This is a genomic window from Streptomyces spinosisporus (genome assembly GCF_022698145.1).
In the GTDB taxonomy this organism is placed as follows: Bacteria; Actinomycetota; Actinomycetes; order Streptomycetales; family Streptomycetaceae; genus Streptomyces; species Streptomyces spinosisporus.
Genome location: NZ_JALDAX010000005.1, coordinates 395,321 through 417,098 on the forward strand (window position 1 = coordinate 395,321; position 21,778 = coordinate 417,098).

The window sequence follows — 21,778 nt, forward strand, 5'->3', positions numbered from 1 at the left end:
GGATATTCCCGCGCGCCATCCATCAACCCGGCTGTACCGTCGCCCAATGCCTGATGAAGACGGTTACTTCGGAGAGTCCGTTGCCGCCGGGTACGACGAGTCGTCGGCGGAGATGTTCGCGGCGGACGTGCTGGAACCGGCCGTAGAGCTGTTGGCGGAGTTGGCCGGAAGTGGGCGCGCGCTGGAACTGGGGGTTGGGACCGGGCGGGTCGCCTTGCCTCTGGCGGCTCGTGGGGTCGAGGTGCACGGGATCGACATGTCCCGGGCGATGATGGAGCGGCTGCGGGCCAAGCCCGGTGGGGACGCGATCGGGGTGACGATCGGGGACTTCGCCACGGCCAAGGCCCAGGGCACGTTCTCCCTCGCGTACCTGGTGTTCAACACCATCGCGAACCTCACCACTCAGGACGCCCAGGTCGACTGCTTCCGCAACGTCGCCGAACATCTGCGGCCCGGCGGCCGCTTCGTCGTCGAGGTAGGCGTACCCGACCTGCGCAGGCTGCCGCCCGGGCAGAACGCGGTGCCGTTCCGTGTCAGCGAGGGACGCCTCGGCTTCGACGAGTACGACGTGGCGACGCAGTCGATGACCTCGCACCACGTGCGGATCGAGGACGGCCGCGCCGAGTACCTCGCCGTCCCCTTCCGCTACGTCTGGCCGTCCGAGCTGGACCTCATGGCCCGGCTCGCGGGGATGCGGCTGGTGGACCGGTGGGACGGCTGGACCCGGGAGCCCTTCACGAGCGAGAGCCGGCAGCACGTCTCGGTCTGGGAGAAGCCGGCCGACTGACCCCGGCCGGCTCCGACCGAGCCCCGCCAGCCCCAGCTGACCCCAGCCGGCCCCCGCCGAAGCACCGCAGGTCATGCTTCCGGCGCCGGCGAAGCCTTCCCCCGCCCCACCTGCGTCCGCACCGCCCCCATGCTCGCCGCGATGACCATGGCGATCGCGGCGGCCTGCGCGGCGGACAGGGACTGGCCCAGGATGAGGAAGCCTGCCGTCGCGGCGAGAGCGGGCTCCAGGCTCATCATGATCGCGAAGGTGGAGGCGGGGAGGCGGCGCAGGGCGATGAGTTCGAAGGTGTACGGCAGCACCGAGGAGAGGATCGCGACCGACGAGCCCAGCGCGATCGTCGTCGGATCGGCGAGCTTCGCACCCGATTCCGCGACCCCCAGCGGCAGCATCAGCAGCGCACCGACCGCCATGGCCAGCGCGAGCCCGTCGGCCTGCGGGAACCGCCGCCCCGTACGCGCGCTGAAGATGATGTACGTCGCCCACATGGCACCCGCGCCCAGCGCGAAGGCGACTCCGACCAGGTCGAGGTCGCCGAAGCCCCCCACCCCACCGCTGAGCAGGAAGACGCCCCCGAGCGCGAGCGCGGCCCACACGGCGTTGAGCGCGCGGCGGGAGGCGAGGACGGACAGGGCGAGCGGTCCGAGGACCTCCAGGGTGACCGCGGCGCCGAGCGGGATACGGTCGGCCGCCTGGTAGAAGAGGCCGTTCATCGCGCCCATGACGGTGCCGAAGACGACGACCGTGCCCCAGTCGGCGCGTGAGTGGCCGCGCAGCCGCGGGCGGCAGACCACCAGCAGGACGACGGCCGCGGCGATCAGGCGCAGGGTGACGACGCCGAGCGCCCCGGCCCTCGGCATCAGGCTCACGGCCAGTGCCGCCCCGAACTGCACCGACAGCCCGGCGCCGAGCACCAGCCCGACCGGTCCGAGCGAGTTCCGGCGGTCCGGGGCGCCGGGAGCGTTCACCGCGGTGGGCGAGGTGGTGGTGGTGCTGCTGGGCGTGGTCACGGGCGGTCCAGGTGCTCGGGTCGGGGTCGAGGTACGTTCATCACGGTGCACTGTCAAGTCCAGGGTAATGGACTCCGCCAGGTGTGTGAACCTGTTTTGCCACTGTCCCGGATGCTGGACGCGGATGCCTCACTTCATGAGCGCTCCTCGTCCAGGGCCCCCGCCAGCACCTCCGCCAGATGCCGCCCCCGCACCCCCGCCAGCTGCTCCAGCTGCGTCCGGCAGGAGAACCCGTCGGCCAGGACGACCGTCCCGTCCGTCGCGTCGCGGACGGCCGGGAGGAGCTGGTCCTCGGCGCAGGACACCGACACCTCGTAGTGCCCCTTCTCGAAGCCGAAGTTGCCCGCCAGGCCGCAGCAGCCGCCCGTCAACTCACCGGTGAGACCGGCCGCTTCGCGCAGCCTGCGGTCGGGGGCGTCGCCGAGGACCGCGTGCTGGTGGCAGTGGGTCTGGCCGGTGACCGGGCGGTTCACGGCCGGTGGTCTCCAGGCGGGGGCGTGCTTCTCCAGCGCCTCCGCGAAGGTCAGGACCGAGGCGGCGAGGCGGGCCGCGCGCGGGTCGTCGGGCAGCAGCTCGGGCAGGTCGGTCCGCAGGGCGGCGGCGCAGCTCGGCTCCAGGACGACGACGGGGGCGTCCGTGGCCAGGATCGGTTCCATCAGGTCCAGCGTGCGGCGCAGGACCGTGCGGGCGCGGTCGAGCTGGCCCGTGGAGACGTACGTCAGACCGCAGCACACCCGTCCGCGCCCCCGCAGCAGGGACAGCGGGTCGAGGGCGACCGTCCTGCCGTCGCCCACGGGTGCCTTCGCGAGGGCCACGGTGGGCGGCAGCGCCACCCGCAGTCCGGCCGCTTCCAGCACGCGTACGGCCGCGCGCCCCACGTCCGGCGAGAGGTGCTCGGTGAAGGTGTCCGGCCACAGCACCACCAGGTCACCATCGGCCCCAGGACGGCCGGGCCGCCGGGACCACCACCGGCCGAACGTCTCCTTCGCCACCCGCGGGATGCGCCGCTCGGGCGCGATCCCGCCGAGCCGCTTGGCGAGCGCGGCCAACGGCCCGATGGAAGCGAGGGCGTTGACCAGCGGCGCCGTTCGGGTGCGCGCCACCCAGCGCAGCCACACCGGCAGCCGTCCCATGCTGTAGTGCGCGGCCGGGCGGCGCCGGCCCTCGTAGTGGTGGTGCAGGAACTCCGCCTTGTACGTGGCCATGTCGACCTCGACCGGGCAGTCGGAGCGGCACCCCTTGCAGGAAAGGCACAGGTCCAGTGCGTCGCGCACCTCGGTCGACCGCCAGCCGTCGGTCACCAGCTCCCCGGCGAGCATCTCGTGCAGCAGCCGCGCGCGCCCGCGCGTGGAGTGCTCCTCCTCGCGGGTCGCGCGGAAGGACGGGCACATCACGGCGGAGCCGGCCGCCGAGGTCGTACGGCACTTGGCGACCCCTACGCAGCGCCGGACCGCGGCGGAGAAGTCGCCGCCGTCCGCGGGGTAGCCGAAGACCACGTCGACCGGCTCGCGGGGCAGGACGGAGAAGCGCAGGTCGGCGTCCATGGGCGAAGGGCGCACCAGCATCCCGGGGTTGAGGAGGTCGTCGGGGTCCCAGACGCCCTTGGCGCGCTCGAAGAGGGCGACCGTCTCCGCGCCGTACATCTTCGGCAGCAGTTCGGCCCGTGCCTGTCCGTCGCCGTGCTCCCCGGACAGCGAGCCGCCGTGCGCGACGACCAGTTCGGCCAGGTCCTCGGAGAAGCGGCGGAAGCGGCCGATGCCCGCCTCGGTCAGCAGGTCGAAGTCGATGCGGACGTGGATGCAGCCGTCCCCGAAGTGGCCGTACGGAGTGCCTCGCAGGCCGTGGGAGGTCAGCAGGGCGCGGAAGTCCCGCAGATACGCGCCGAGCCGCGCGGGCGGCACCGCGCAGTCCTCCCAGCCGGGCCATGCCTCGCTCCCGTCCGGCATCCGGGTCGCCGTGCCGCTCGCGTCCTCGCGGATGCGCCACAGCGTCCGCTGCCCGGCCGGGTCGGTGACAATCAGTGAGTCGAGGACGTCGGCGGCCCGCACGATCGCCTCCGCACGCGCGCGTGCCTCCCCCGGCGACTCGCCTCCCGTCTCCACGAACAGCCAGGCCCCGCCCCGCGGCAGCGCGGCCGTGGACGGCACCAGGTCCGCCGCCATGCCCTCCACGGTGAGCGGCCCGTACGGCAGCAGTCCCGCCGCGGCCTGGGCGGCGGCGGCCTCGTCGGCGTAGGCAAGCACGGCCAGCGCACGCGCGCGCGGGTTCTCCACGAGCCGTACGACGGCCTGGGTGAGCACTCCGAGCGTGCCCTCGCTGCCGCAGAAGGAGCGGGCGACGTCGGCGCCCTTCTCCGGGAGCAGCGCGTCCAGTGCGTAGCCGGAGATACGGCGCGGCAGCTCGGGAAAACCCGTCCGCAGCCGCGCCAACTCCCCCTCCGCCAGCGCCCGCAGGCCCGCCGGCGCGCCCGCCCACTGCTGTCCGAGTCCGAGCCGCGCCCCGCGCGCGGTGACCACGTCCAGTGCGCGCACGCTGTCCGCGGTGGTGCCCCAGGCCACGGAGTGCGAGCCGCAGGAGTTGTTGCCGATCATCCCGCCGAGCGTGCACCGGCTGTGGGTGGAGGGGTCGGGGCCGAAGCGCAGCCCGTGCGGCGCGGCGGCCTCCTGGAGGCGGTCGAGGACGAGCCCGGGCTGCACGACGGCCTCGCGCGCCCCGGGGTCGAGCGACACCAGGCGGTTCATGTGGCGGGTGAAGTCCAGAACCACGCCCGTGCCGGTGGCCTGCCCGGCGATCGAGGTGCCGCCGCCGCGCGCCACGACCGGGACGCCGCGCTCCCGGCACACGGCGAGCACGGCCGCCACGTCGTCGGCGTCGCGCGGGGCGACCACGCCGAGCGGGACCCGCCGGTAGTTGGACGCGTCCATGGTGGTCAGCGCCCGGGAGGTGACGTCGAAGCGGACGTCGCCGCGGACGGCCCTGCGCAGTTCGGCTTCGAGATCCGTCATGACCCCAGCATGCATCCGGGGACCGACAGTCACGGGGTCTGTGTCCACAGGCGTGGAATCCGTGTCCACAGGCACGGCGCCGAGCCGTCGCCGGAACTCGTGGACGGATCCGCAACCTTCCCAATTCGATTACGAACTCTCATATAGTGACCACCAGTTGAGCAACCTGTGTCGCTTCTCGCCCAGCAACGACAGCGGAATCCAGCAAGGACAGCGGAACCAGATCAAGGACGACCGAGGCCCCCCGACCGAGGACCCGATTCATGACCGCCCCCCACGCGTCCGGCGAACGACCCACAGTCCGCACCGTCGCGCCCGCACCCCTGATCACCGCCGTCCTCGCGGCACTCGCTGTCGCCGGCGCGGTCGCCCTGGCCCCCGCACCGGACCGCGTCCCGCTCGGCCTCGGCGCGGGCGCGGGCGCCGTCCTGCTGTGCGCCGCCGTCGCCGTGGCCGCCCACGCGTTCGGCACGGCCCGGATCGCCCGCCGCCGCCTGGAGGAGGTCAGCCAGGACACGGGCCGGCTGCTGCAGGACCGGGTCCGCCAGAGCGCGCAGTTCGACCAGGAGCGGGTCCGCCTGACCGAGGAGCTGACCCATGAGCGGGCCCGGACGGCCACGGAGATCGCCGAGGAACGCGCGCGGCTGAGCGCCGAGTTCGAGCAGGAGCGCGCCCGGCTCACCGCCGAGAACACCCGCCTCGCCGAGCAGGCCCGCAAGGCCGACCACGAGCGCGCCGCCGCGGTCTCGGCGACCGCCAACGCGGCGGGCCGTATGCAGGCGCTGGCTACCGGCATGCTCGCCGACCTGCGGGCCATGGAGGAGCGGCACGAGGACGAGGACGTCCTCGCCGACCTGCTCCACCTCGACCACCGCACCGCGCAGGCGGGCCGCCTCGCCGACTCGGTCGCCGTCCTCGCGGGCGCCCGCTCCGGACGCCGCTGGGCGCGCCCCATCTCCATGGAGTCGATCCTGCGCGGCGCGATGGGCCGGATCAGCGGCTACCAGCGCGTGCGGGTGCACTCCGCCAGCGAGGCCGCCGTCGCCGGACACGCCGCCGAGGGCGTGATGCACGCGCTCGCCGAACTCCTCGACAACGCCGCGAACTTCTCGCCGCCCACCGCCGAGGTGCATGTCTACGTCGAGGAGGTGCCGGCCGGCGTCATCGTGTCCGTCGAGGACAGCGGCCTGGTCATGGGCGAGGTGCAGCTGCGCCGCGCCGAACGGGCCGTGACCGGCGACGACACCGGCCCGGGCGGTCTCGGCGGCACCCGCCTCGGCCTCGTGGTCGTCGGCCGCCTCGCCCGCAAGTACGGCCTCAAGGTCTCCTTCCGGCCGTCCGCGCGCGGCGGCACCGGGGTCCTGGTGCTCGTCCCGCAGGACATCCTCGTATCCGAGAACCCCACCTCACGCCCCGACGACGCGCTCCCCCTCCCGGAGACGACGGCCGGACGCCCGAAGCCCGCGACCGAGCGTCCGGGGCCCGCGGGCGACCGTACGAAGCAGCCCGCGACCGAACGTCCGGAGCCCGCGGGCGACCGTCCGAAGCCCGCGGGCCACCGTACGAAGCAGCCCGCGACCGACCTTCCGACGCCCGCAAGCGACCGTCCCGAGCCGGTGGACGAGCACCCGCAGCGGTCGTACGAGACCCCGCACACCACCCCGGACCGGCACACCACCCCGGACGGTGTCCGCGGCGACGATCCCGACGAGGTCCGCGCCCACGACCCGCACCGCGCCCACCACGAGCCCGGCGACGGCGAACCCGACGCCCTCTCCCCGGCGCTGCCCAAGCGCCGCCGGGGCCGCGCCCTCGCGCAGGCCGAGCGGGACCGGGAGCGCGCACGCGCGCGTGCCGCCGACTCCGCCAAGTCCACCGACACCTCCGGCGCCGATACGGCCGTCCCCCTGGACGACCCCCTCGCCCGTGCCGCCCGCTTCAGCAGCTTCCGCCGGGCCGTGCGCGGCTCGCTCTCGGACCTGGGCGAACCGGACGCGGACCCCGCCCCGCCCTCCCCCGAACCGTCCGCCCTGTCCCACCCGCACCCGGATCCGGAAGGCCACTCCACGTCATGACCGGCACGACCACCGCCGACGAGAAGCTGACCTGGCTCATCCAGGGCCTCCTGGAGCGCACGCCGGGCGCGCGCCACGCGCTCGTGCTGTCCCGGGACGGCCTGAAGCTGTGCCGGACGCCGGAGCTCACCGTCGACCGGGCCGACCAACTCGCCGCGATCGCCGCCGGGATCCAGTCGCTGGCGCACGGCGCCTCGATGGAGTTCGGCGACGGCACCGGAGGAGTGCGCTCCGCCATGACCGAGTTCTACGGCGGGGTGCTGTTCATCGCGGAGGCCGGCGAGGGCGCGCATCTGGCCGTGGTGACCACGCAGGAGGCGGACGCCGGGCTGGTCGGGCACAACATGAGCGAGCTCGTGGAGCAACTCGGCACCCATCTGACCGCGCAGCCCCGGACCTCATGAGCCGCCCCGGCAGGGACGACTCACCCGACCGCCTCTACACCCTCACCGGGGGCCGCGCCCGCTCGGGCCTCGACAGCCCCTTCGACCTGGTGACCCTCGTGGTCGCCGAGTGCGATCCGGTGCCCGGCATGCAGTCGGAGCACGCCACGATCCTGCGGCTGACACAGCTGCCCACCGCGGTCGTCGAGCTGGCCGCCGAGCTGAAGCTGCCGGTGAGCATCACCAAGATCCTGCTCTCCGACCTCCTCGCCGCGGGCCGTATCAGCGCCCGCCACCCGAAGAAGCCCCCTTCGGGTGTCCTCGACCCCGACGTCCTGGAACAGGTGCTCGTTGGACTCCGCAACCTCTGACGCACGCACCCCGCTGGGTGCGTCGGCCGACAACGGCCTGAAGATCGTGGTGGTCGGCGGCTTCGGCGCCGGCAAGACCACCCTGGTGCGCTCGGTGAGCGAGATACGTCCCCTCAGCACCGAGGAGACGATGACCCGGGCCGGCGAGGGCCTCGACGACAACAGCGGGGTGCGCGGGAAGTCGGCCACCACGGTCGCCTTCGACTTCGGCCGCATCACGCTCGACGCACGCAATGTGCTGTATCTGTTCGGGCAGATCCGCGAGGCTCTCGACCTCGACCCGCAGGTGCCGCTGCTCGACTGCGACGCCCGCTCCCGCGGCTCCGGCAAGCAGGTCCTGATCACGCTGGTGGAGCACGTCAGGGACCAGTACGCGGCCAAGACCCCTTCCTCACACCAGGAGTTGGCACTGTGACCGCCCCCACCACGCCCGTACCGCTCGGCGGCCCCCGGTTCCAGACCGATCCGGCGCAGCTGTACCGGGAGATGCGGCGCGAGCACGGTGCCGTGACCCCGGTCGTGCTCGACGGCGACGTACCGGCCTGGCTGGTGCTCGGCTACCGCGAGCTGCACCAGGTCACCGGCGATCCGGCGCTGTTCAGCCGCGACTCCGGCCTGTGGAACCAGTGGGACCGCATCCCCGACGACTGGCCCCTGCTGCCGATGATCGGACGCAAGCAGCCCTCGATCCTCTACACGGTCGGCGAGCGCCACCGCGAGCGCGCCGCGATGATCAGCGACGCCCTGGAGGCCGCCGACCCCTTCGAACTGCGCGCCGACGCCGAGAAGTTCGCCGACGAGCTGATCGACGCCTTCGGTTCCCGCGGCGAGGCGGACGTCGTCTCCGACTACGCCATGCTGCTGCCCGTGCGCGTCCTGGCCCGTCTCTACGGCTTCACCGACGAGCAGGGCCCGGGCCTGGTGACCGCCCTGAACGACATGATCGACGGGCGGGAGCGGGCGATCGCCGGACAGACCCATCTGGCCACGTCCATGGCCCAGTTGCTGGCCGACCGCAGGGCCGAGCCCGCCGACGACGTCGTCTCGCGGATGCTCGCCGACCGCGGCGGCTTCAGCGACGAGGAGATCGCCCAGGACCTGATGGTGATGATGGCGGCGGGCCACCAGCCCACCGCCGACTGGATCGGCAACTCGCTGCGGCTGATGCTCACCGACGACCGGTTCGCGGCCTCCCTGTTCGGCGGCCGCAGCAGCGTCGCCGACGCCATGAACGAGGTCCTGTGGGAGGACACGCCCACCCAGAACGTGGCCGGCCGCTGGGCCGCCCGCGACACCCGGCTCGGCGGTCGCCGCATCCGGGCCGGCGATCTGCTGCTGCTCGGTCTGCAGGGCGCCAACTCCGACCCGCAGGTGCGCACCGACGGCTCGCTCACCGGCGGCAACAGCGCGCACTTCTCCTTCGGGCACGGCGAGCACCGCTGCCCCTTCCCCGCGCAGGAGATCGCCGAGGTCATCGCGCGCACCGGCATCGAGGTCGTCCTGGACCGCCTGCCCGACATCGACCTGGCCGTCCCGGCCGAGTCCCTGACGCGTCGGCCCTCGCCGTGGCTGCGGGGTCTGACGGAACTGCCCGCCCGGTTCACGCCCGTACCTGCGCTCTGACGCCCCCAGGAGGGACCTCCGTATGACGACGACCGGCACCGAAGAGACCCGTATCGCACTCGATCCCTTCGTCACCGACCTGGACGGCGAGAGCGCGAGGCTGCGCGCCGCGGGTCCGCTGGCCGCCGTGGAACTGCCCGGCGGGGTCCCCGTGTGGGCCGTCACCCACCACGCGGAGGCGAAGCAACTCCTCACGGATCCGCGCCTGGTGAAGGACATCGACGTCTGGGGGGCCTGGCAGCGCGGCGAGATACCGCCGGACTGGCCGCTGATCGGCCTTGCCAACCCGGGCCGCTCCATGCTCACCGTGGACGGCGCCGACCACCGCCGGCTGCGCACCCTGGTCGCGCAGGCGCTCACCCCGCGCCGGGTGGAGCGGATGCGGGAGCGGATCGGCAAGTTCACCGAGAGCCTGCTGGACCGGCTGCCCGCGGACACGGACGCGGACGGCGTCGTGGACCTGAAGGCGTCCTTCGCCTACCCGCTGCCCATGTACGTCGTCGCCGACCTGATGGGCATCGACGAGGGGCGGCTGCCCCGGCTGAAGGAGCTGTTCGAGAAGTTCTTCTCGACGCAGACCCCGCCCGAGGAGGTCCTCGCCACGCTTCGGGAACTCGCGGGCATCATGGCGGACACGGTCGCCGCCAAGCGCGCCGAGCCGGGCGACGACCTCACCTCCGCCCTCATCCTGGCCTCGGAGAACGGCGACCACCTCACCGACCAGGAGATCGTCTCCACGCTCCAGCTGATGGTCGCGGCGGGCCACGAGACGACGATCTCCCTCATCGTCAACGCGGTGGTCAATCTGTCCCGTCACCCGGATCAGCGAGCCCTGGTCCTGTCCGGCGCGGCCGACTGGTCGGCGGTGATCGAGGAGACCCTGCGCCACTCCACGCCCACCTCGCACGTCCTGATCCGCTTCGCGACCGAGGACGTCCAGGTCGGGAACAAGGTGCTGCCCGCGGGCGACGCGCTGATCGTGTCGTACGCCGCGATCGGCCGCGACGAGAAGGCCCACGGGCCGACCGCGGGCGCCTTCGACATCACCCGGACCTCGCAGAACCGCCACATCTCCTTCGGTCACGGCCCACACGTGTGCCCCGGCGCCGCGCTGTCCCGACTGGAGGCGGGCGTGGCCCTCCCGGCGCTCTACGCCCGCTTCCCGGATCTCGACCTGGCCATCCCGCCGGGCGAACTGCGCAACAAGCCCGTAGTGACGCAGAACGACCTGTTCGAGCTGCCGGTGCGGCTGTTGCCCCTGGTCTGATCGCACAGGTCCACGGGCCGGAGGAGTCGTCTCATCGGACGGACACGTTTCCGTGCGGTTTCGCCGAGGGGATACCCTCCGGCTCGTGGCTGAGATTCAGATTCCCGCTGACATCAAGCCCGCGGACGGACGTTTCGGCGCGGGTCCCTCCAAGGTGCGGACGGAGGCGCTGGACGCTCTCGCCGCGACCGGTACCTCCCTCCTCGGTACGTCCCACCGCCAGGCCCCGGTCAAGAACCTGGTCGGCAAGGTGCGCGAGGGCATCTCCGACCTGTTCCAGCTGCCCGAGGGCTACGAGGTGGTCCTCGGCAACGGCGGCTCGACGGCGTTCTGGGACATCGCGACCCACGGCCTGATCGAGAACAAGTCGCAGCACCTGAGCTTCGGCGAGTTCAGCTCGAAGTTCGCCAAGGCCTCCAAGCTGGCCCCGTGGCTGGCCGAGCCCACCGTGATCACCAGCGACCCCGGCACCCACCCGGAGCCGGCCGCCGAGGCGGGCGTCGACGTCTACGCCTTCACGCACAACGAGACCTCGACCGGCGTCGCCATGCCGATCAACCGCGTGGCCGGTGCCGACGAGGGCGCCCTGGTCCTCGTGGACGCCACCTCCGGCGCCGGCGGCCTCCCGGTCGACATCGCCGAGACGGACGTCTACTACTTCGCCCCGCAGAAGTCCTTCGCCTCCGACGGCGGCCTGTGGATCGGCATCTTCTCCCCGGCCGCGCTCGAGCGCGCCGAGCGGATCCACGCCTCCGGCCGCCATGTCCCGGAGTTCTTCTCGCTGCCCACGGCGATCGACAACTCCCGCAAGAACCAGACGTACAACACCCCGGCCCTCGCCACCCTCTTCCTGCTGAACCAGCAGCTGGAGTGGCTGAACGGCCAGGGCGGCCTGGACTGGGCGGTGCGCCGCACGGCGACCTCCGCGCGCACGCTGTACGGCTGGGCGGAGGACGTGAAGTTCGCGACGCCGTTCGTGACCGACCCGGCCAAGCGCTCCCAGGTCATCGGCACCATCGACTTCACCGACGAGGTGGACGCGGCCGCCGTCGCCAAGGTGCTGCGCGCCAACGGCGTCGTCGACACCGAGCCCTACCGCAAGCTCGGCCGCAACCAGCTGCGCGTGGCCATGTTCCCGGCGGTGGACCCGGCGGACGTCGAGGCCCTGACGAAGTGCGTCGACTACGTGATCGAGAAGCTGTAGCCGTCTTCGCTACGACGACGAAGGGCGCCCCGCGGATCAACCGCTGGGCGCCCTTCGTCATCGCAGAGAAACCATCGGTCGACCTGCGGCCGACATCCAGGTGAACCCGCAACCCGGACAAACCGGTCCTGCACCACAGCCGCGTAACAGCAGCCGCACAAGGGACAACTCGCGCCCCGTACCGCCGGTCGAACCTGGTGCGTCGCGGCGGAACCGGTGCCGTCCCGGCGCAACTCCTGTACACCCGACCGAAGTTGGAGTTGCTCCATGCCCAGCAAGTCCCTGTCGGCACGCGTTGCCGCCACCGCCGCGCTGCTGCTCGCCGCGGGCGCGCTGTCCGCGCCCGCCGCCTCGGCGGCATCCTCGGACGCCGCGCCCGGCGACGCCTACGTCCTGACCGTGAGCACCAACCCCAGCAGCACGGACTTCGACAACCGCCACGTCGACGTCACCGGCACCGTCACCAAGGCCGACGGCACCCCGGCGGCCGACATCCCCGTCACCGTCCAGGAGGTCGTCCGCTTCACCACCTGGAACCCGTGGGGCGACCCGATCGACCCGAACTACTACGAGCCGCGCGACCTGGGCAAGCCCGTCACCGACGCCACCGGGAAGTTCACCATCCCCGACGTCGCCATCGACCACGTGACCGGCAGCAGCCTGCTCAACGTCGAGCACGACGTGCAGATCACCGCCCTCTACGACGAGGACGGCGACCTCAACACCCCGCAGGACGGCTACTTCGCGGACACCACCGTGGCCGCGAACGCCAAATCCAGCTCCGTCAGCTACAAGGTCAACAAGAAGAAGGTGAAGGCGGGCGACATCCTCACCGTCCAGGGCAAGGTCACCCTGCCCAAGGGGGTCGAGCCGCAGGGCACCGAGGTCTTCCTGCAGACCTACTGGGAGCAGGAGTACCACGTGAAGACGACCGTCGAGGACGACGGCTTCTTCGTGATGTCGGTGCGTGTGTCGGGCTACGACGACACGTTCACCCTACGCACGGCCCCGACGGACCTGTACGTGGCGGGCGCGGAGCAGAAGCTCCCGATCACCAACACGTCGCTGCCGAGCGGGAGTTAGGAGCGGCGCAGCAGGCGGCGCAGACCGAGGAGGACCGCTGCGGCCACGGCGACGGCGACGGCTCCGACCTTGAGGTTGCCGATCCCGCTGCCGCCGTCCTGGTCGGAGGCGCTCGAACTGCCGTCGGCAGACGGCGACTTGGCGTCTCCGGCCCCGCCGCCCGGCGCGTCCTCCGCCTGCACCGGGCTGTCGTCGCCCTCGCTGCCGTACATGAGGCGCGTCCCGTCGGCGGAGTAGGTGACGGACTCGCCCTGTCCCTGCAGGGGGACGTTCAGCCGGCCCTTGCGCTTGATCTTGCCGCCGTCGAAGTCGTAGTAGATCCCGCCGAAGTAGCCCCGGACGGCGAGCTGTCGGCCGTCCGGGGACAGGGCGGCGTCGGTGGCCCAGAGGTCGACAGTGGCGATGGGCTTGAAGTAGTTCGTGCCCGAGGAGGAGAGCTTGGCGGGCCCCTCGTAGAGGTGCCCGCCGTCCTCGTTCTTGTCGATGATGTACGCGCGTCCCGTCTTCGGGTCGACGACCAGCGACTCGGCGTTGCGCGCCCCGTCCGTGTACTTCACGACGTACTGCGTGGCCCGGACGGTCTGGTCGACGAGTTTCTTGGGCTCGGGCAGCCGGTAGATCCACACGTACGGCCACTTGCCGCCGAGGTTGTCGCCGATGTCGCCGACGTAGATCTGGTTGCCGGGGCCGATGGAGATGGCCTCGACGTCGCGGGGCGAGCCGATGCCGCTGAGGGTGATGCGGGCGACGGTCTTTCCGGTGGCGCTGTCCACGGCGTAGAGGTACGGGCCGTCGTCGCTGTCGTTGTGCGTCCAGTAGATGCCGGGATGCAGGTGGGAGGCGGCGAGGCCGCTCGACTCGGTGATGCGGGGGTCCTTGATGGTGAACCCCTGATCCCCCTTGCCCTCGCCGTCGTCGGCGGAGGCGGGCAGGGCGAACACGCCCACGAGCAGGACTCCGGCGAGCAGAGCGAGGGGTCGGCGCATGCCCCAAGCCTGCCATCCCGTCGAACGGTTGACGGCCCGGGCCGGGTTCCCGCCGCGCCGTACCGTGGCAGGCCTCACACCCCGCCCGTCCCATTGATCCCGTGCGGATCGTTCATCATGAGCGGATGCTCAGGTTCATGCCGGTCGGCGACTCGATGACGATCGGGAGTGCGGGCGAACACACCTGGCGCTACCGGATGTGGCGCCATCTGCGGGACACCTACGGGGGTCCGTTCGCACTGGTCGGTCCCCGGGAGACGCTCCACGACCAGGCGACGGACGCGCCGACGTCCTACGAGTACGCCGACCCCGACTTCCCCCGCGGCCACCTGGCCGGCTGGGGCGAGGGATGGCACCACATGGTGCCGCTGATCGGCGAGGCGGTGCGCTCCTGCCGCGCCGACGTGCTGATGGTCTCGCTGGGCCTGATCGACCTCGGCTTCTACACCAACGCGGAGCAGACGGCGGACAACGTCCGCCGGTTCGTGGCCGAGGCCCGGGCGGCCCGCCCGCGCGTGCGCATGGTCGTGCTGCCGGTGATCCCCAACATCCGGGCCGCGTCCGAGCCGTCCTTCGCCGCCCAGGTGGACCTCTTCAACGTCCTGCTCGCCAAGACCCTCGCCGACCTGGACGAGCCCCGCTCCCCCCTGCTGCTCGCCTCTCCCCCACCCTCGTACGACATCCACCACGACACCTACGACGGCACCCACCCGAACGCAACCGGCGAGCACAAGATCGCAGAGGCGTTCGCGGGGGCGATGTGGGAGGCGTGGGGGGTCGGGCAGCCGTACGCGGCTGGATCGCATTGACCGATTTGCGGCGTCTCTTGGTGACCGTGCGTATCGTTGTACTGCGCGGCTGCACCTGTCCGTGGGGCGGCCGGGGAGGAGCGCCACGATGACCGTCGTTGAAGACAGGATCGCCATGGCCGACGTCGACACGCAGCGCTTGGACGAGTGGTTCGAGCGGCTGGAGCGGATGCCCGTCCCCGAGGGATACAGGGTCGAGATCGTCGGGGGCAACGTTTTCATGACGCCGCAGCGTGGCACGCATTGGGCCATCATTCGTCGCATCGTGCGGGCCGTCGAGGACAGGTTCGGGATGGACGTGAACGTGCTCTCGGACGTCCGCATCGACTTCCCGGGCCACGAGAACGGTCTCTGCCCCGACGTGGCCATGCTCCGGGATTCCGCCGAGCCTGACGAAGGGGACCACTGGCGCTACGAGGATGTCGAGTTCGTCTTCGAGGTCATCTCCAAGGGCACGGCCGCCAACGACTACGGCCCGAAGAAGGCCGCCTACGCGACCGCCGGGCTCCCCCTCTATGTCATCGTCGACCCCTACCAGGGCCACTGCTTCGTCTACACCGACCCGAAGAACGGCGACTACGTCACGCGGACGCGGGTGGACTTCGGCGACGACATCGATCTGACCGGCACCGTGGCCGACCTGACCGTGAGCACCAGCGCCTTCCCGCGCGACTGACCCCTCTTGCATAGAGCGCACTCCAAGTCGTTGGCTTGTGCACCATGAAGTACACGCAACTGGGACGCACGGGACTCAAGGTCGGCCGGCTGGTTCTCGGGACGATGAACTTCGGACCGCAGACGAACGAGACCGACAGCCACGCGATCATGGACGCGGCGCTGGACGCCGGCATCAACCTCTTCGACACCGCAAACGTCTATGGGTGGGGTGAGAACAAGGGCCGTACCGAGGAGATCATCGGGAACTGGTTCGCCCAGGGCGGCGACCGGCGTGACAAGGTCGTCCTCGCCACCAAGGTCTACGCCAACATGGGCGCCGACGGCCCGGCCTGGCCCAACCACGACAAGCTCTCCGCGCTGAACATCCGGCGCGCGGTCGACGCCAGCCTCAAGCGGCTGCAGACCGACCACATCGACGTCTACCAGTTCCACCACATCGACCGCAGCACTCCCTTCGAGGAGATCTGGCAGGCCATCGACGTCCTGGTGCAGCAGGGCAAGATCCTCTACGTCGGGTCGTCCAACTTCCCCGGCTACAAGATCGCCCAGGCCAACGAGATCGCCGCCCGCCGCGCCGGCACCATCGGCCTGGTCAGCGAGCAGTGCCTCTACAACCTCGCCGAGCGCCGCGCCGAGATGGAGGTCATCCCGGCCGCGCAGGACTACGGCCTCGGGGTCATTCCCTGGTCGCCGCTGCACGGCGGACTGCTGGGCGGTGTGATCAGGAAGGAGGTCGAGGGCGGGCGCCGGGCGAGCGGTAGGGCCGCCGACGCCCTCGCCAACACCACCATCCGCGCCCAGATCCAGGCGTACGAGGACCTGCTCGACAAGCACGGGATCGAGCCCGGCGAGGCCGCTCTGGCCTGGCTGCTGACCCGCCCCGGCGTGACCGGCCCGATCGTCGGCCCGCGCACCGCCGAGCAACTCGACTCCGCCCTGCGCGCGGTCGAGCTGGAGCTGAGCGAGGAGCTGCTGTCCGGCCTGGAGGAGATCTTCCCCGGCCCGGGCCCCTCCCCGGAGGCCTTCGCCTGGTAGAGCGGGCAAAGGCGCGGCGCGGCGGCGGTCGGCTACTTGCCCATCGCCGCCGCGAACGCCACCACGACGAACAACAGCACCAGCACTACGGCCATGATCCGGTTCCGGGTCTTCGGGTCCACGTGGTCGAGCCTAACCGGCCCCGCCGAGCGCCCAGCGGGCGACCGCCTCGTAGCGCGGCTGCTCCCCCGCCACACCCGACCTCGGCAGGTGGCTCCGCAGCAGCACCAGCTCGGCCACCGTCCAGGTGCGGCCGGCGAACTCCTCCAGCGCCGACAGATACGGCCGCACGTCCACCGCGTCCCGGCTGCGGGCCAGCGTGAGATGGGCCTTGTAGCGCCGGTGCTCCCCCATCGGCACGCCCGCCTTGCGCCCGGCCGCCTCCGCCCGCTCGGCGAGCAGCCGCAGGGTGCTCAGGTCCCCCTCGGCCCCCGCCCACAGCGCCCGTCCGTGCCCGAACTGCCCTCCGCCGCGCGCGGCCAGCTCGAAGGCCCCGGTCCGGTGCGCGGCCCGCTCCAGCCGCGCCGACAGCTCCTCCACGACGCCGTCGTCGACCTCGCCGTAGAACGCGAGCGTGAAGTGCCACCCGTCGCGCCCGGTCCACCGCAGCCGCTCCGCCCCGGGCAGCCCGCGCAACTGGTCCACTTCCACGGCGAGTTCACGCACGACGTCATCGGGCGGCAGCACGGCCGCGAAGAGTCTCATGGCTCCACAGTCTCGCCCCCGGACGCCTGTTCGCGCGCCCGTGCCCTGGTCACCGTGCGTATCGTTGTACTGCGCGGCTGCACCTGTCCGTGGTGCGGCCGGGGAGGAGCGCCACGATGTCCGTCCTTGACGACAGGATCGAGATGGCCGAGGAGTGCGACGAACTGACGCTGGACGTCCTGTTCGAGTGGCTCGAGAAATTGCCTATCCCCGAGGGTACGAAGATCGAGATCGTCGGGGGGAACATCTTCATGTCACCGCAGCGCCAGAGCCACTGGGAGATCATCGTCGCCTTCGTCGAGCAGTTGCTCGGCAAGTACTCCCGCAAGCGCCTGGCATCGGACGTGCGGATCGACTTCCCCGGGCATCTGAACGGCTTCGCCTGCGACCTCGCGGCGATGGCCGAGCGATCGGTCAAGGACGGCAAGGGCCGCTGGCACTATCAGGACATCGAATTCGTGGCCGAGGTCATCTCCAAGGACACGGCGGGCAACGACTACGGCCCGAAGAAGGACGTCTACGCCACGGCCGGTGTACCGGTCTACTTGATCGTGGACCCGTACACCGGCGAGTGGCACCTGCACACCCTCCCGAAGGACGGCAAGTACCACAGCGAGGTCTCCTTCCCCTTCGGCGAGGACATCGACCTGACCGGCACCCCGGTCGGCCTCGTCCTCAGCACCGACGACTTCCCCCGCGACTGACCCCCGACCGGCCCCCCTACGCGGCCGGTGCCAGCTGCTCCTGGGCCTCGCGGGGGACGAAGCGGACGTGCGGGTGGCCGCGGTGCCAGCCGATCGACAGGCGCAGGTTGCCGATGCGGGCCAGGACCAGGCCGACGACGACCGCGGCGGCAGTGGCGATCGCGCCGCCGACGGCCAGGCCCGCGCGGACGCCGTAGGCGTCCGTGACCCATCCGGCGATCGGCGCACCGATCGGCGTACCGCCCATGAACACCATCATGTAGAGGGACAGCACGCGCCCGCGCATGACCGGGTCGGTGCTCATCTGGACGCTGGTGTTGGCGGTGACGTTGACCGTCATGCCGAACATGCCGATCGGGGCCATGATCAGGGCGAACAGCCACAGCGACGGCGCCACGGCCGCAACCAGCTCGAGGCCGCCGAAGGCCACCGCGGCCGCGATCATCACCCGCATCCGGGCCGTGCCGCGGCGGGCCGCGAGCAGCGCGCCCGCCAGCGAGCCGACCGCCATCAGCGTGTTGAAGAGGCTGTAGGCGCCGGCGCCGGCGTGGAAGACGTCGTCGGCGAAGGCGGAGAGATAGACGGGGAAGTTGAAGCCGAAGGTCCCGATGAAGCCGACCAGCACGATGGTCCAGGTCAGGTCGGGGCGCCCGGCGACATACCGCAGACCCTCGCGCAGCTGGCCCTTGCCGCGCGGGCTGCGCTCGACGACATGCAGTTCACGTGCGCGCATCAGCAGCAGTCCGCCGATGGTCGCGACGAAGGACAGTCCGTTGAAGAGGAACGCCCAGCCCGTGCCCACACCGGTGATCATCAGGCCCGCGACGGCGGGGCCGATGAGCCGTGCGGACTGGAAGTTCGCGGAGTTCAGGCTCACCGCGTTCTGCAGCTGGGCGGGGCCGACCATCTCGGAGACGAAGGACTGCCGGGCCGGGTTGTCCACGACCGTGGCGAGGCCGACGGCGAAGGCGGCGAGGTAGACGTGCCAGACCTGGACGTGTCCGGAGAGCGTCAGCACGGCGAGCGCGACGCCGGTCAGGGCCATCGCGGTCTGGGTGAACAGCAGCGCGCGGCGCTTGGGCAGCCGGTCGACGAGGACACCGCCGTAGAGACCGAAGAGCAGCATCGGCAGGAACTGCAGGGCCGTCGTGAAGCCGACGGCGGTGGCGGAGCCGGTGAGGCTGAGCACCAGCCAGTCCTGGGCGATGCGCTGCATCCAGGTGCCGATGTTGGAGACGACCTGGCCGACGAAGAAGAGGCGGTAGTTCCGGATCCTCAGCGAGGAGAACATCGAGGACTTGCGGGGAACGGCGGGGATGTCAGGGGTAGTAGGTGACGGTGCGGGGGCGGAGTCTGCTCCGGGTCCCGTACTCAAAAGGGTTCGCCTCCTCGGTGTGGTTCTACAGGTGTGCGAGCTTCTCCAGGACGGGGGCGGCGGCGCGCAGTTTCGCCCACTCGTCCTCGTCCAGTCCCTCGACCAGACTCGCCAGGAAGGCGTTCCGCTTGGTGCGGCTCTCCTCGAGCATGGCCTCGGCCTGCTCGGTCTGGGTGACCACCTTCTGGCGCCGGTCTTCGGGGTGCGGCTCCAGCCGGACCAGTCCCTTCGCCTCCAGCAGCGCGACGATGCGGGTCATCGACGGGGGCTGCACATGCTCCTTGCGGGCGAGTTCGCCCGGCGTGGCCGTGCCGAAGCGGGCCAGGGTGCCCAGCACCGACATCTCGGTGGGGCTCAGCGACTCGTCGACCCGCTGGTGCTTGAGCCGGCGGGACAGCCGCATCACGGCGGAGCGGAGGGCGTTCACGGCGGCAGCATCGTCGCCATGGGTGAGGTCCGACATGTACTTAGAGTAACTCATTACTCTCTCTAAACAAGCTGGCGGGCGCGTGGATTCCCGTGACTCCGGCCACTGAAACCGCAGCTTCACCCGTACGAGTGAGTGATGTGCGGAAAGTGAACGGCAAACGGAGCCCGCCAGCGACCCTCGTGTGCATGGGGACCAGCGTGCTGAGCCTGCGGATAGATGGGGAGCTGCTCGACCGGCTCCGGGACCACGCCGCGAAAAGGGGAATGAGCGTCCAGGACTATGTGATCCGGACGCTCATTCGAGACGACTTCGACGAGCGGTTCCAGTCCGCCGTCGAGGAGACGGAGAGGTTCTACGGGGTCACGTGAGCACGAGTCTCACGCGAGCGGCCCGGCTCACGTCAGACCCAGGGCCGGCATCAGGTAGTAGAAGGCGAAGACCGCCGAGACGACGTACATCGCCACCGGGATCTCCTTGGCGCGCCCGGCCGCGAGCCGCAGCACGACGAAGGTGATGAAGCCCATGCCGATGCCGTTGGTGATCGAGTAGGTGAACGGCATCATCACCATCGTCACGAAGGCCGGGATGGCGATCGTGAAGTCGGCCCAGTCGATCTCCTTGACCGAACCGGCCAGGATCAGGAAGCCCACCGCGAGCAGGGCCGGGGTGGCCGCCTGGGACGGGACCATCGTGGCGATCGGCGTCAGGAACAGCGCTACGGCGAACAGCGCGCCGGTGACGACGTTCGCGAAGCCGGTGCGCGCACCCTCGCCGACGCCGGCCGTGGACTCCACGAAGCAGGTGGTGGCCGAGGAGGAGCTGGCGCCGCCCGCGGCGACCGCGATGCCGTCCACGAACAGGACCTTGTTGATGCCGGGCATCTGACCCTGCGCGTCGGTCAGCCGGGCCTCGTCGCTGACGCCCATGATCGTGCCCATCGCGTCGAAGAAGCACGACAGCAGCACGGTGAAGACGAACAGGATGCCGGTGAGCACGCCGACGTGGGAGAAGCCGCCGAAGAGGCTGACGTTCCCGATCAGGCCGAAGTCCGGGTTGGCGACGGGGTTGCCGGGCCACTTGGGCGTCGTCAGGCCCCAGGAGGGGACCTTCGCGACGGCGTCGATGATCACCGCGAGGACCGTCATCGCGACGATCGAGATCAGGATCGCGCCGGGGACCTTGCGGACGATCAGCGCGAGGGTGAGCAGGGCGCCCAGGATGAAGACCAGGACCGGCCAGCCGTTGAGATGGCCGTCGCCGCCCAGCTGCAGCGGCACGGTGGTCTGGGCGACGTCCGGGATACGGGAGACGAAGCCGGAGTCGACCAGGCCGATCAGCATGATGAACAGGCCGATGCCGATGGAGATCGCCTTGCGCAGGCCGTAGGGCACGGCGTTCATCACGCGCTCGCGCAGTCCGGTGGCGACCAGCAGCATCACGACGAGGCCGGCCAGGACGACCATGCCCATCGCGTCCGGCCAGGACATCCGGGGCGCGAGCTGCAGCGCGACGACCGAGTTCACCCCGAGGCCGGCGGCGAGCGCGATCGGGACGTTGCCGACGACGCCCATGAGCAGCGTGGTGAAGGCGGCCGTCACCGCGGTCGCGGTCACCAGCTGGCCGTTGTCCAGATGATGCCCGTACATGTCCTTCGCGCTGCCCAGGATGATCGGGTTCAGCACGATGATGTAGGCCATCGCGAAGAAGGTGGCGAAACCGCCGCGGACCTCGCGGGACAGGGTGCTGCCCCGCTCGGAGATCTTGAAGTAGCGGTCGAGTACGCCGTGTGCGGGCGCCTGCCCCGGCTGTCCGGGAGCGGGGACCTTGGCGGGAGCCGAGGTGGGCATTGGTTGTTCCTACGAAGAGATTCAGACAGATTATGACAGGGTCAGACGCAAACGGTTTCAGTATGAACATATGAGTCTCGCCGACGCTATCTCCGCGCGTAGACCTGATCACCTCGTAAGCTGTCCCCCATGGCGAAGTGGACACCGAAGCACGAGGCACCGGAGCCCCTGGAGGGCCCCGTCGTCGCCACCATCACCGGCGGCACGATCGTCTGGTTCGTCCTCTTCCTGGTGCAGCTGCCGTTCTACGGCTGGTTCGACGACCACGGGCACACCTGGTGGCTGTGGACGTGTCTGACCGGCGGCGTCCTCGGGCTGTACGGCGTCTGGTTCGTCAGGAAGCGGGACGCGGCGATCAAGCGGGACGCGGCACTGCGGGCGGGGCCGGCCAAGTAGGCCGT

22 protein-coding genes are annotated in these 21,778 nt (G+C 71.1%); 15 read left to right on the forward strand and 7 right to left on the reverse strand.

Features of this window, described 5'->3' with window-relative positions; all coding sequences use genetic code 11:
- Positions 1–46: 46 nt before the first annotated feature.
- A complete protein-coding gene (locus tag MQN93_RS16350) occupies positions 47–787 on the forward strand; it encodes a class I SAM-dependent DNA methyltransferase (RefSeq protein WP_242710031.1) in 741 nt (246 codons plus the stop codon).
- Positions 788–858: 71 nt separating this feature from the next.
- Here MQN93_RS16350 and MQN93_RS16355 read toward each other — a convergent pair whose 3' ends face one another.
- Together MQN93_RS16355 and MQN93_RS16360 are read right to left on the reverse strand one after the other, a co-directional pair.
- Positions 859–1,797 carry an EamA family transporter gene (locus tag MQN93_RS16355; protein ID WP_242710032.1) on the reverse strand — a complete coding sequence of 313 codons (939 nt, stop codon included), beginning with the start codon at positions 1,795–1,797 and terminating at the stop codon, positions 859–861.
- A 134-nt stretch (positions 1,798–1,931) separates the two neighbouring features.
- Positions 1,932–4,802, reverse strand: a complete 2,871-nt coding sequence (locus tag MQN93_RS16360) for an FAD-binding and (Fe-S)-binding domain-containing protein (protein WP_242710033.1) — start codon at positions 4,800–4,802, stop codon at positions 1,932–1,934.
- 263 nt (positions 4,803–5,065) lie between these two features.
- Here MQN93_RS16360 and MQN93_RS16365 point away from each other — a divergent pair, with 263 nt between their 5' ends.
- The 8 genes from MQN93_RS16365 to MQN93_RS16400 all read left to right on the forward strand — a co-directional run bounded on the left by MQN93_RS16365 (position 5,066) and on the right by MQN93_RS16400 (position 12,808).
- A complete protein-coding gene (locus tag MQN93_RS16365) occupies positions 5,066–6,877 on the forward strand; it encodes an ATP-binding protein (RefSeq protein WP_242710034.1) in 1,812 nt (603 codons plus the stop codon).
- Positions 6,874–7,281: a roadblock/LC7 domain-containing protein gene (locus MQN93_RS16370; protein ID WP_016436644.1), complete on the forward strand. Its 408-nt coding sequence runs from the start codon at positions 6,874–6,876 to the stop codon at positions 7,279–7,281. The genes MQN93_RS16365 and MQN93_RS16370 overlap by 4 nt, the downstream gene beginning before the upstream one ends.
- A complete protein-coding gene (locus tag MQN93_RS16375) occupies positions 7,278–7,631 on the forward strand; it encodes a DUF742 domain-containing protein (RefSeq protein ID WP_242710035.1) in 354 nt (117 codons plus the stop codon). Before MQN93_RS16370 ends, MQN93_RS16375 begins: the two co-directional genes overlap by 4 nt.
- Positions 7,612–8,046, forward strand: coding sequence for a GTP-binding protein (locus tag MQN93_RS16380; RefSeq protein WP_242710036.1), 435 nt, complete (start codon positions 7,612–7,614; stop codon positions 8,044–8,046). The genes MQN93_RS16375 and MQN93_RS16380 overlap by 20 nt, the downstream gene beginning before the upstream one ends.
- A complete protein-coding gene (locus MQN93_RS16385) occupies positions 8,043–9,254 on the forward strand; it encodes a cytochrome P450 (RefSeq protein WP_242710037.1) in 1,212 nt (403 codons plus the stop codon). The genes MQN93_RS16380 and MQN93_RS16385 overlap by 4 nt, the downstream gene beginning before the upstream one ends.
- 22 nt (positions 9,255–9,276) lie before the next feature.
- A complete protein-coding gene (locus tag MQN93_RS16390) occupies positions 9,277–10,521 on the forward strand; it encodes a cytochrome P450 family protein (protein ID WP_242710038.1) in 1,245 nt (414 codons plus the stop codon).
- An 85-nt stretch (positions 10,522–10,606) separates the two neighbouring features.
- Positions 10,607–11,725, forward strand: a complete 1,119-nt coding sequence (gene serC, locus MQN93_RS16395; RefSeq protein ID WP_037783143.1) for a phosphoserine transaminase — start codon at positions 10,607–10,609, stop codon at positions 11,723–11,725.
- A 267-nt stretch (positions 11,726–11,992) separates the two neighbouring features.
- Positions 11,993–12,808, forward strand: coding sequence for an acyl carrier protein (locus MQN93_RS16400; protein ID WP_242710039.1), 816 nt, complete (start codon positions 11,993–11,995; stop codon positions 12,806–12,808).
- Here the strand turns inward: MQN93_RS16400 and MQN93_RS16405 are convergent.
- Positions 12,805–13,794 carry a WD40 repeat domain-containing protein gene (locus tag MQN93_RS16405; RefSeq protein ID WP_242710040.1) on the reverse strand — a complete coding sequence of 330 codons (990 nt, stop codon included), beginning with the start codon at positions 13,792–13,794 and terminating at the stop codon, positions 12,805–12,807. The genes MQN93_RS16400 and MQN93_RS16405 overlap by 4 nt on opposite strands.
- 125 nt (positions 13,795–13,919) lie before the next feature.
- Here MQN93_RS16405 and MQN93_RS16410 point away from each other — a divergent pair, with 125 nt between their 5' ends.
- From MQN93_RS16410 to MQN93_RS16420, 3 genes are all read left to right on the forward strand, one after another.
- On the forward strand, positions 13,920–14,603 hold the full coding sequence (locus MQN93_RS16410; protein ID WP_242710041.1) for a GDSL-type esterase/lipase family protein: 684 nt from the start codon (positions 13,920–13,922) through the stop codon (positions 14,601–14,603).
- 88 nt (positions 14,604–14,691) lie between these two features.
- Positions 14,692–15,279, forward strand: coding sequence for a Uma2 family endonuclease (locus tag MQN93_RS16415; protein WP_242710042.1), 588 nt, complete (start codon positions 14,692–14,694; stop codon positions 15,277–15,279).
- Positions 15,280–15,323: 44 nt separating this feature from the next.
- Positions 15,324–16,316: an aldo/keto reductase gene (locus tag MQN93_RS16420; RefSeq protein ID WP_242710043.1), complete on the forward strand. Its 993-nt coding sequence runs from the start codon at positions 15,324–15,326 to the stop codon at positions 16,314–16,316.
- A 132-nt stretch (positions 16,317–16,448) separates the two neighbouring features.
- Here the strand turns inward: MQN93_RS16420 and thpR are convergent, their stop codons facing one another.
- Positions 16,449–17,021, reverse strand: a complete 573-nt coding sequence (thpR, locus tag MQN93_RS16425) for an RNA 2',3'-cyclic phosphodiesterase (protein WP_242710044.1) — start codon at positions 17,019–17,021, stop codon at positions 16,449–16,451.
- Between the two features lie 116 nt (positions 17,022–17,137).
- Between thpR and MQN93_RS16430 the strand changes: the two genes are divergently transcribed.
- Positions 17,138–17,725, forward strand: a complete 588-nt coding sequence (locus tag MQN93_RS16430; protein ID WP_016436656.1) for a Uma2 family endonuclease — start codon at positions 17,138–17,140, stop codon at positions 17,723–17,725.
- 16 nt (positions 17,726–17,741) lie between these two features.
- Here the strand turns inward: MQN93_RS16430 and MQN93_RS16435 are convergent, their stop codons facing one another.
- Positions 17,742–19,100, reverse strand: a complete 1,359-nt coding sequence (locus MQN93_RS16435) for an MFS transporter (RefSeq protein ID WP_106964543.1) — start codon at positions 19,098–19,100, stop codon at positions 17,742–17,744.
- A 25-nt stretch (positions 19,101–19,125) separates the two neighbouring features.
- Positions 19,126–19,563 (reverse strand): MarR family winged helix-turn-helix transcriptional regulator, encoded by a 438-nt coding sequence (locus MQN93_RS16440; protein WP_037783148.1) that lies wholly within the window; start codon positions 19,561–19,563, stop codon positions 19,126–19,128.
- Between the two features lie 146 nt (positions 19,564–19,709).
- Between MQN93_RS16440 and MQN93_RS16445 the strand changes: the two genes are divergently transcribed.
- On the forward strand, positions 19,710–19,898 hold the full coding sequence (locus MQN93_RS16445) for a hypothetical protein (RefSeq protein WP_037783150.1): 189 nt from the start codon (positions 19,710–19,712) through the stop codon (positions 19,896–19,898).
- A 27-nt stretch (positions 19,899–19,925) separates the two neighbouring features.
- On the opposite strand, the gene MQN93_RS16450 is transcribed toward MQN93_RS16445, so the two are convergent.
- Positions 19,926–21,377 (reverse strand): NCS2 family permease, encoded by a 1,452-nt coding sequence (locus tag MQN93_RS16450; protein WP_016436660.1) that lies wholly within the window; start codon positions 21,375–21,377, stop codon positions 19,926–19,928.
- A 129-nt stretch (positions 21,378–21,506) separates the two neighbouring features.
- Here MQN93_RS16450 and MQN93_RS16455 point away from each other — a divergent pair, with 129 nt between their 5' ends.
- The gene (locus MQN93_RS16455; protein ID WP_242710045.1) at positions 21,507–21,773 is read left to right on the forward strand and encodes a DUF2530 domain-containing protein; all 267 of its coding nucleotides are present in this window, start codon (positions 21,507–21,509) and stop codon (positions 21,771–21,773) included.
- Positions 21,774–21,778 lie beyond the last annotated feature (5 nt).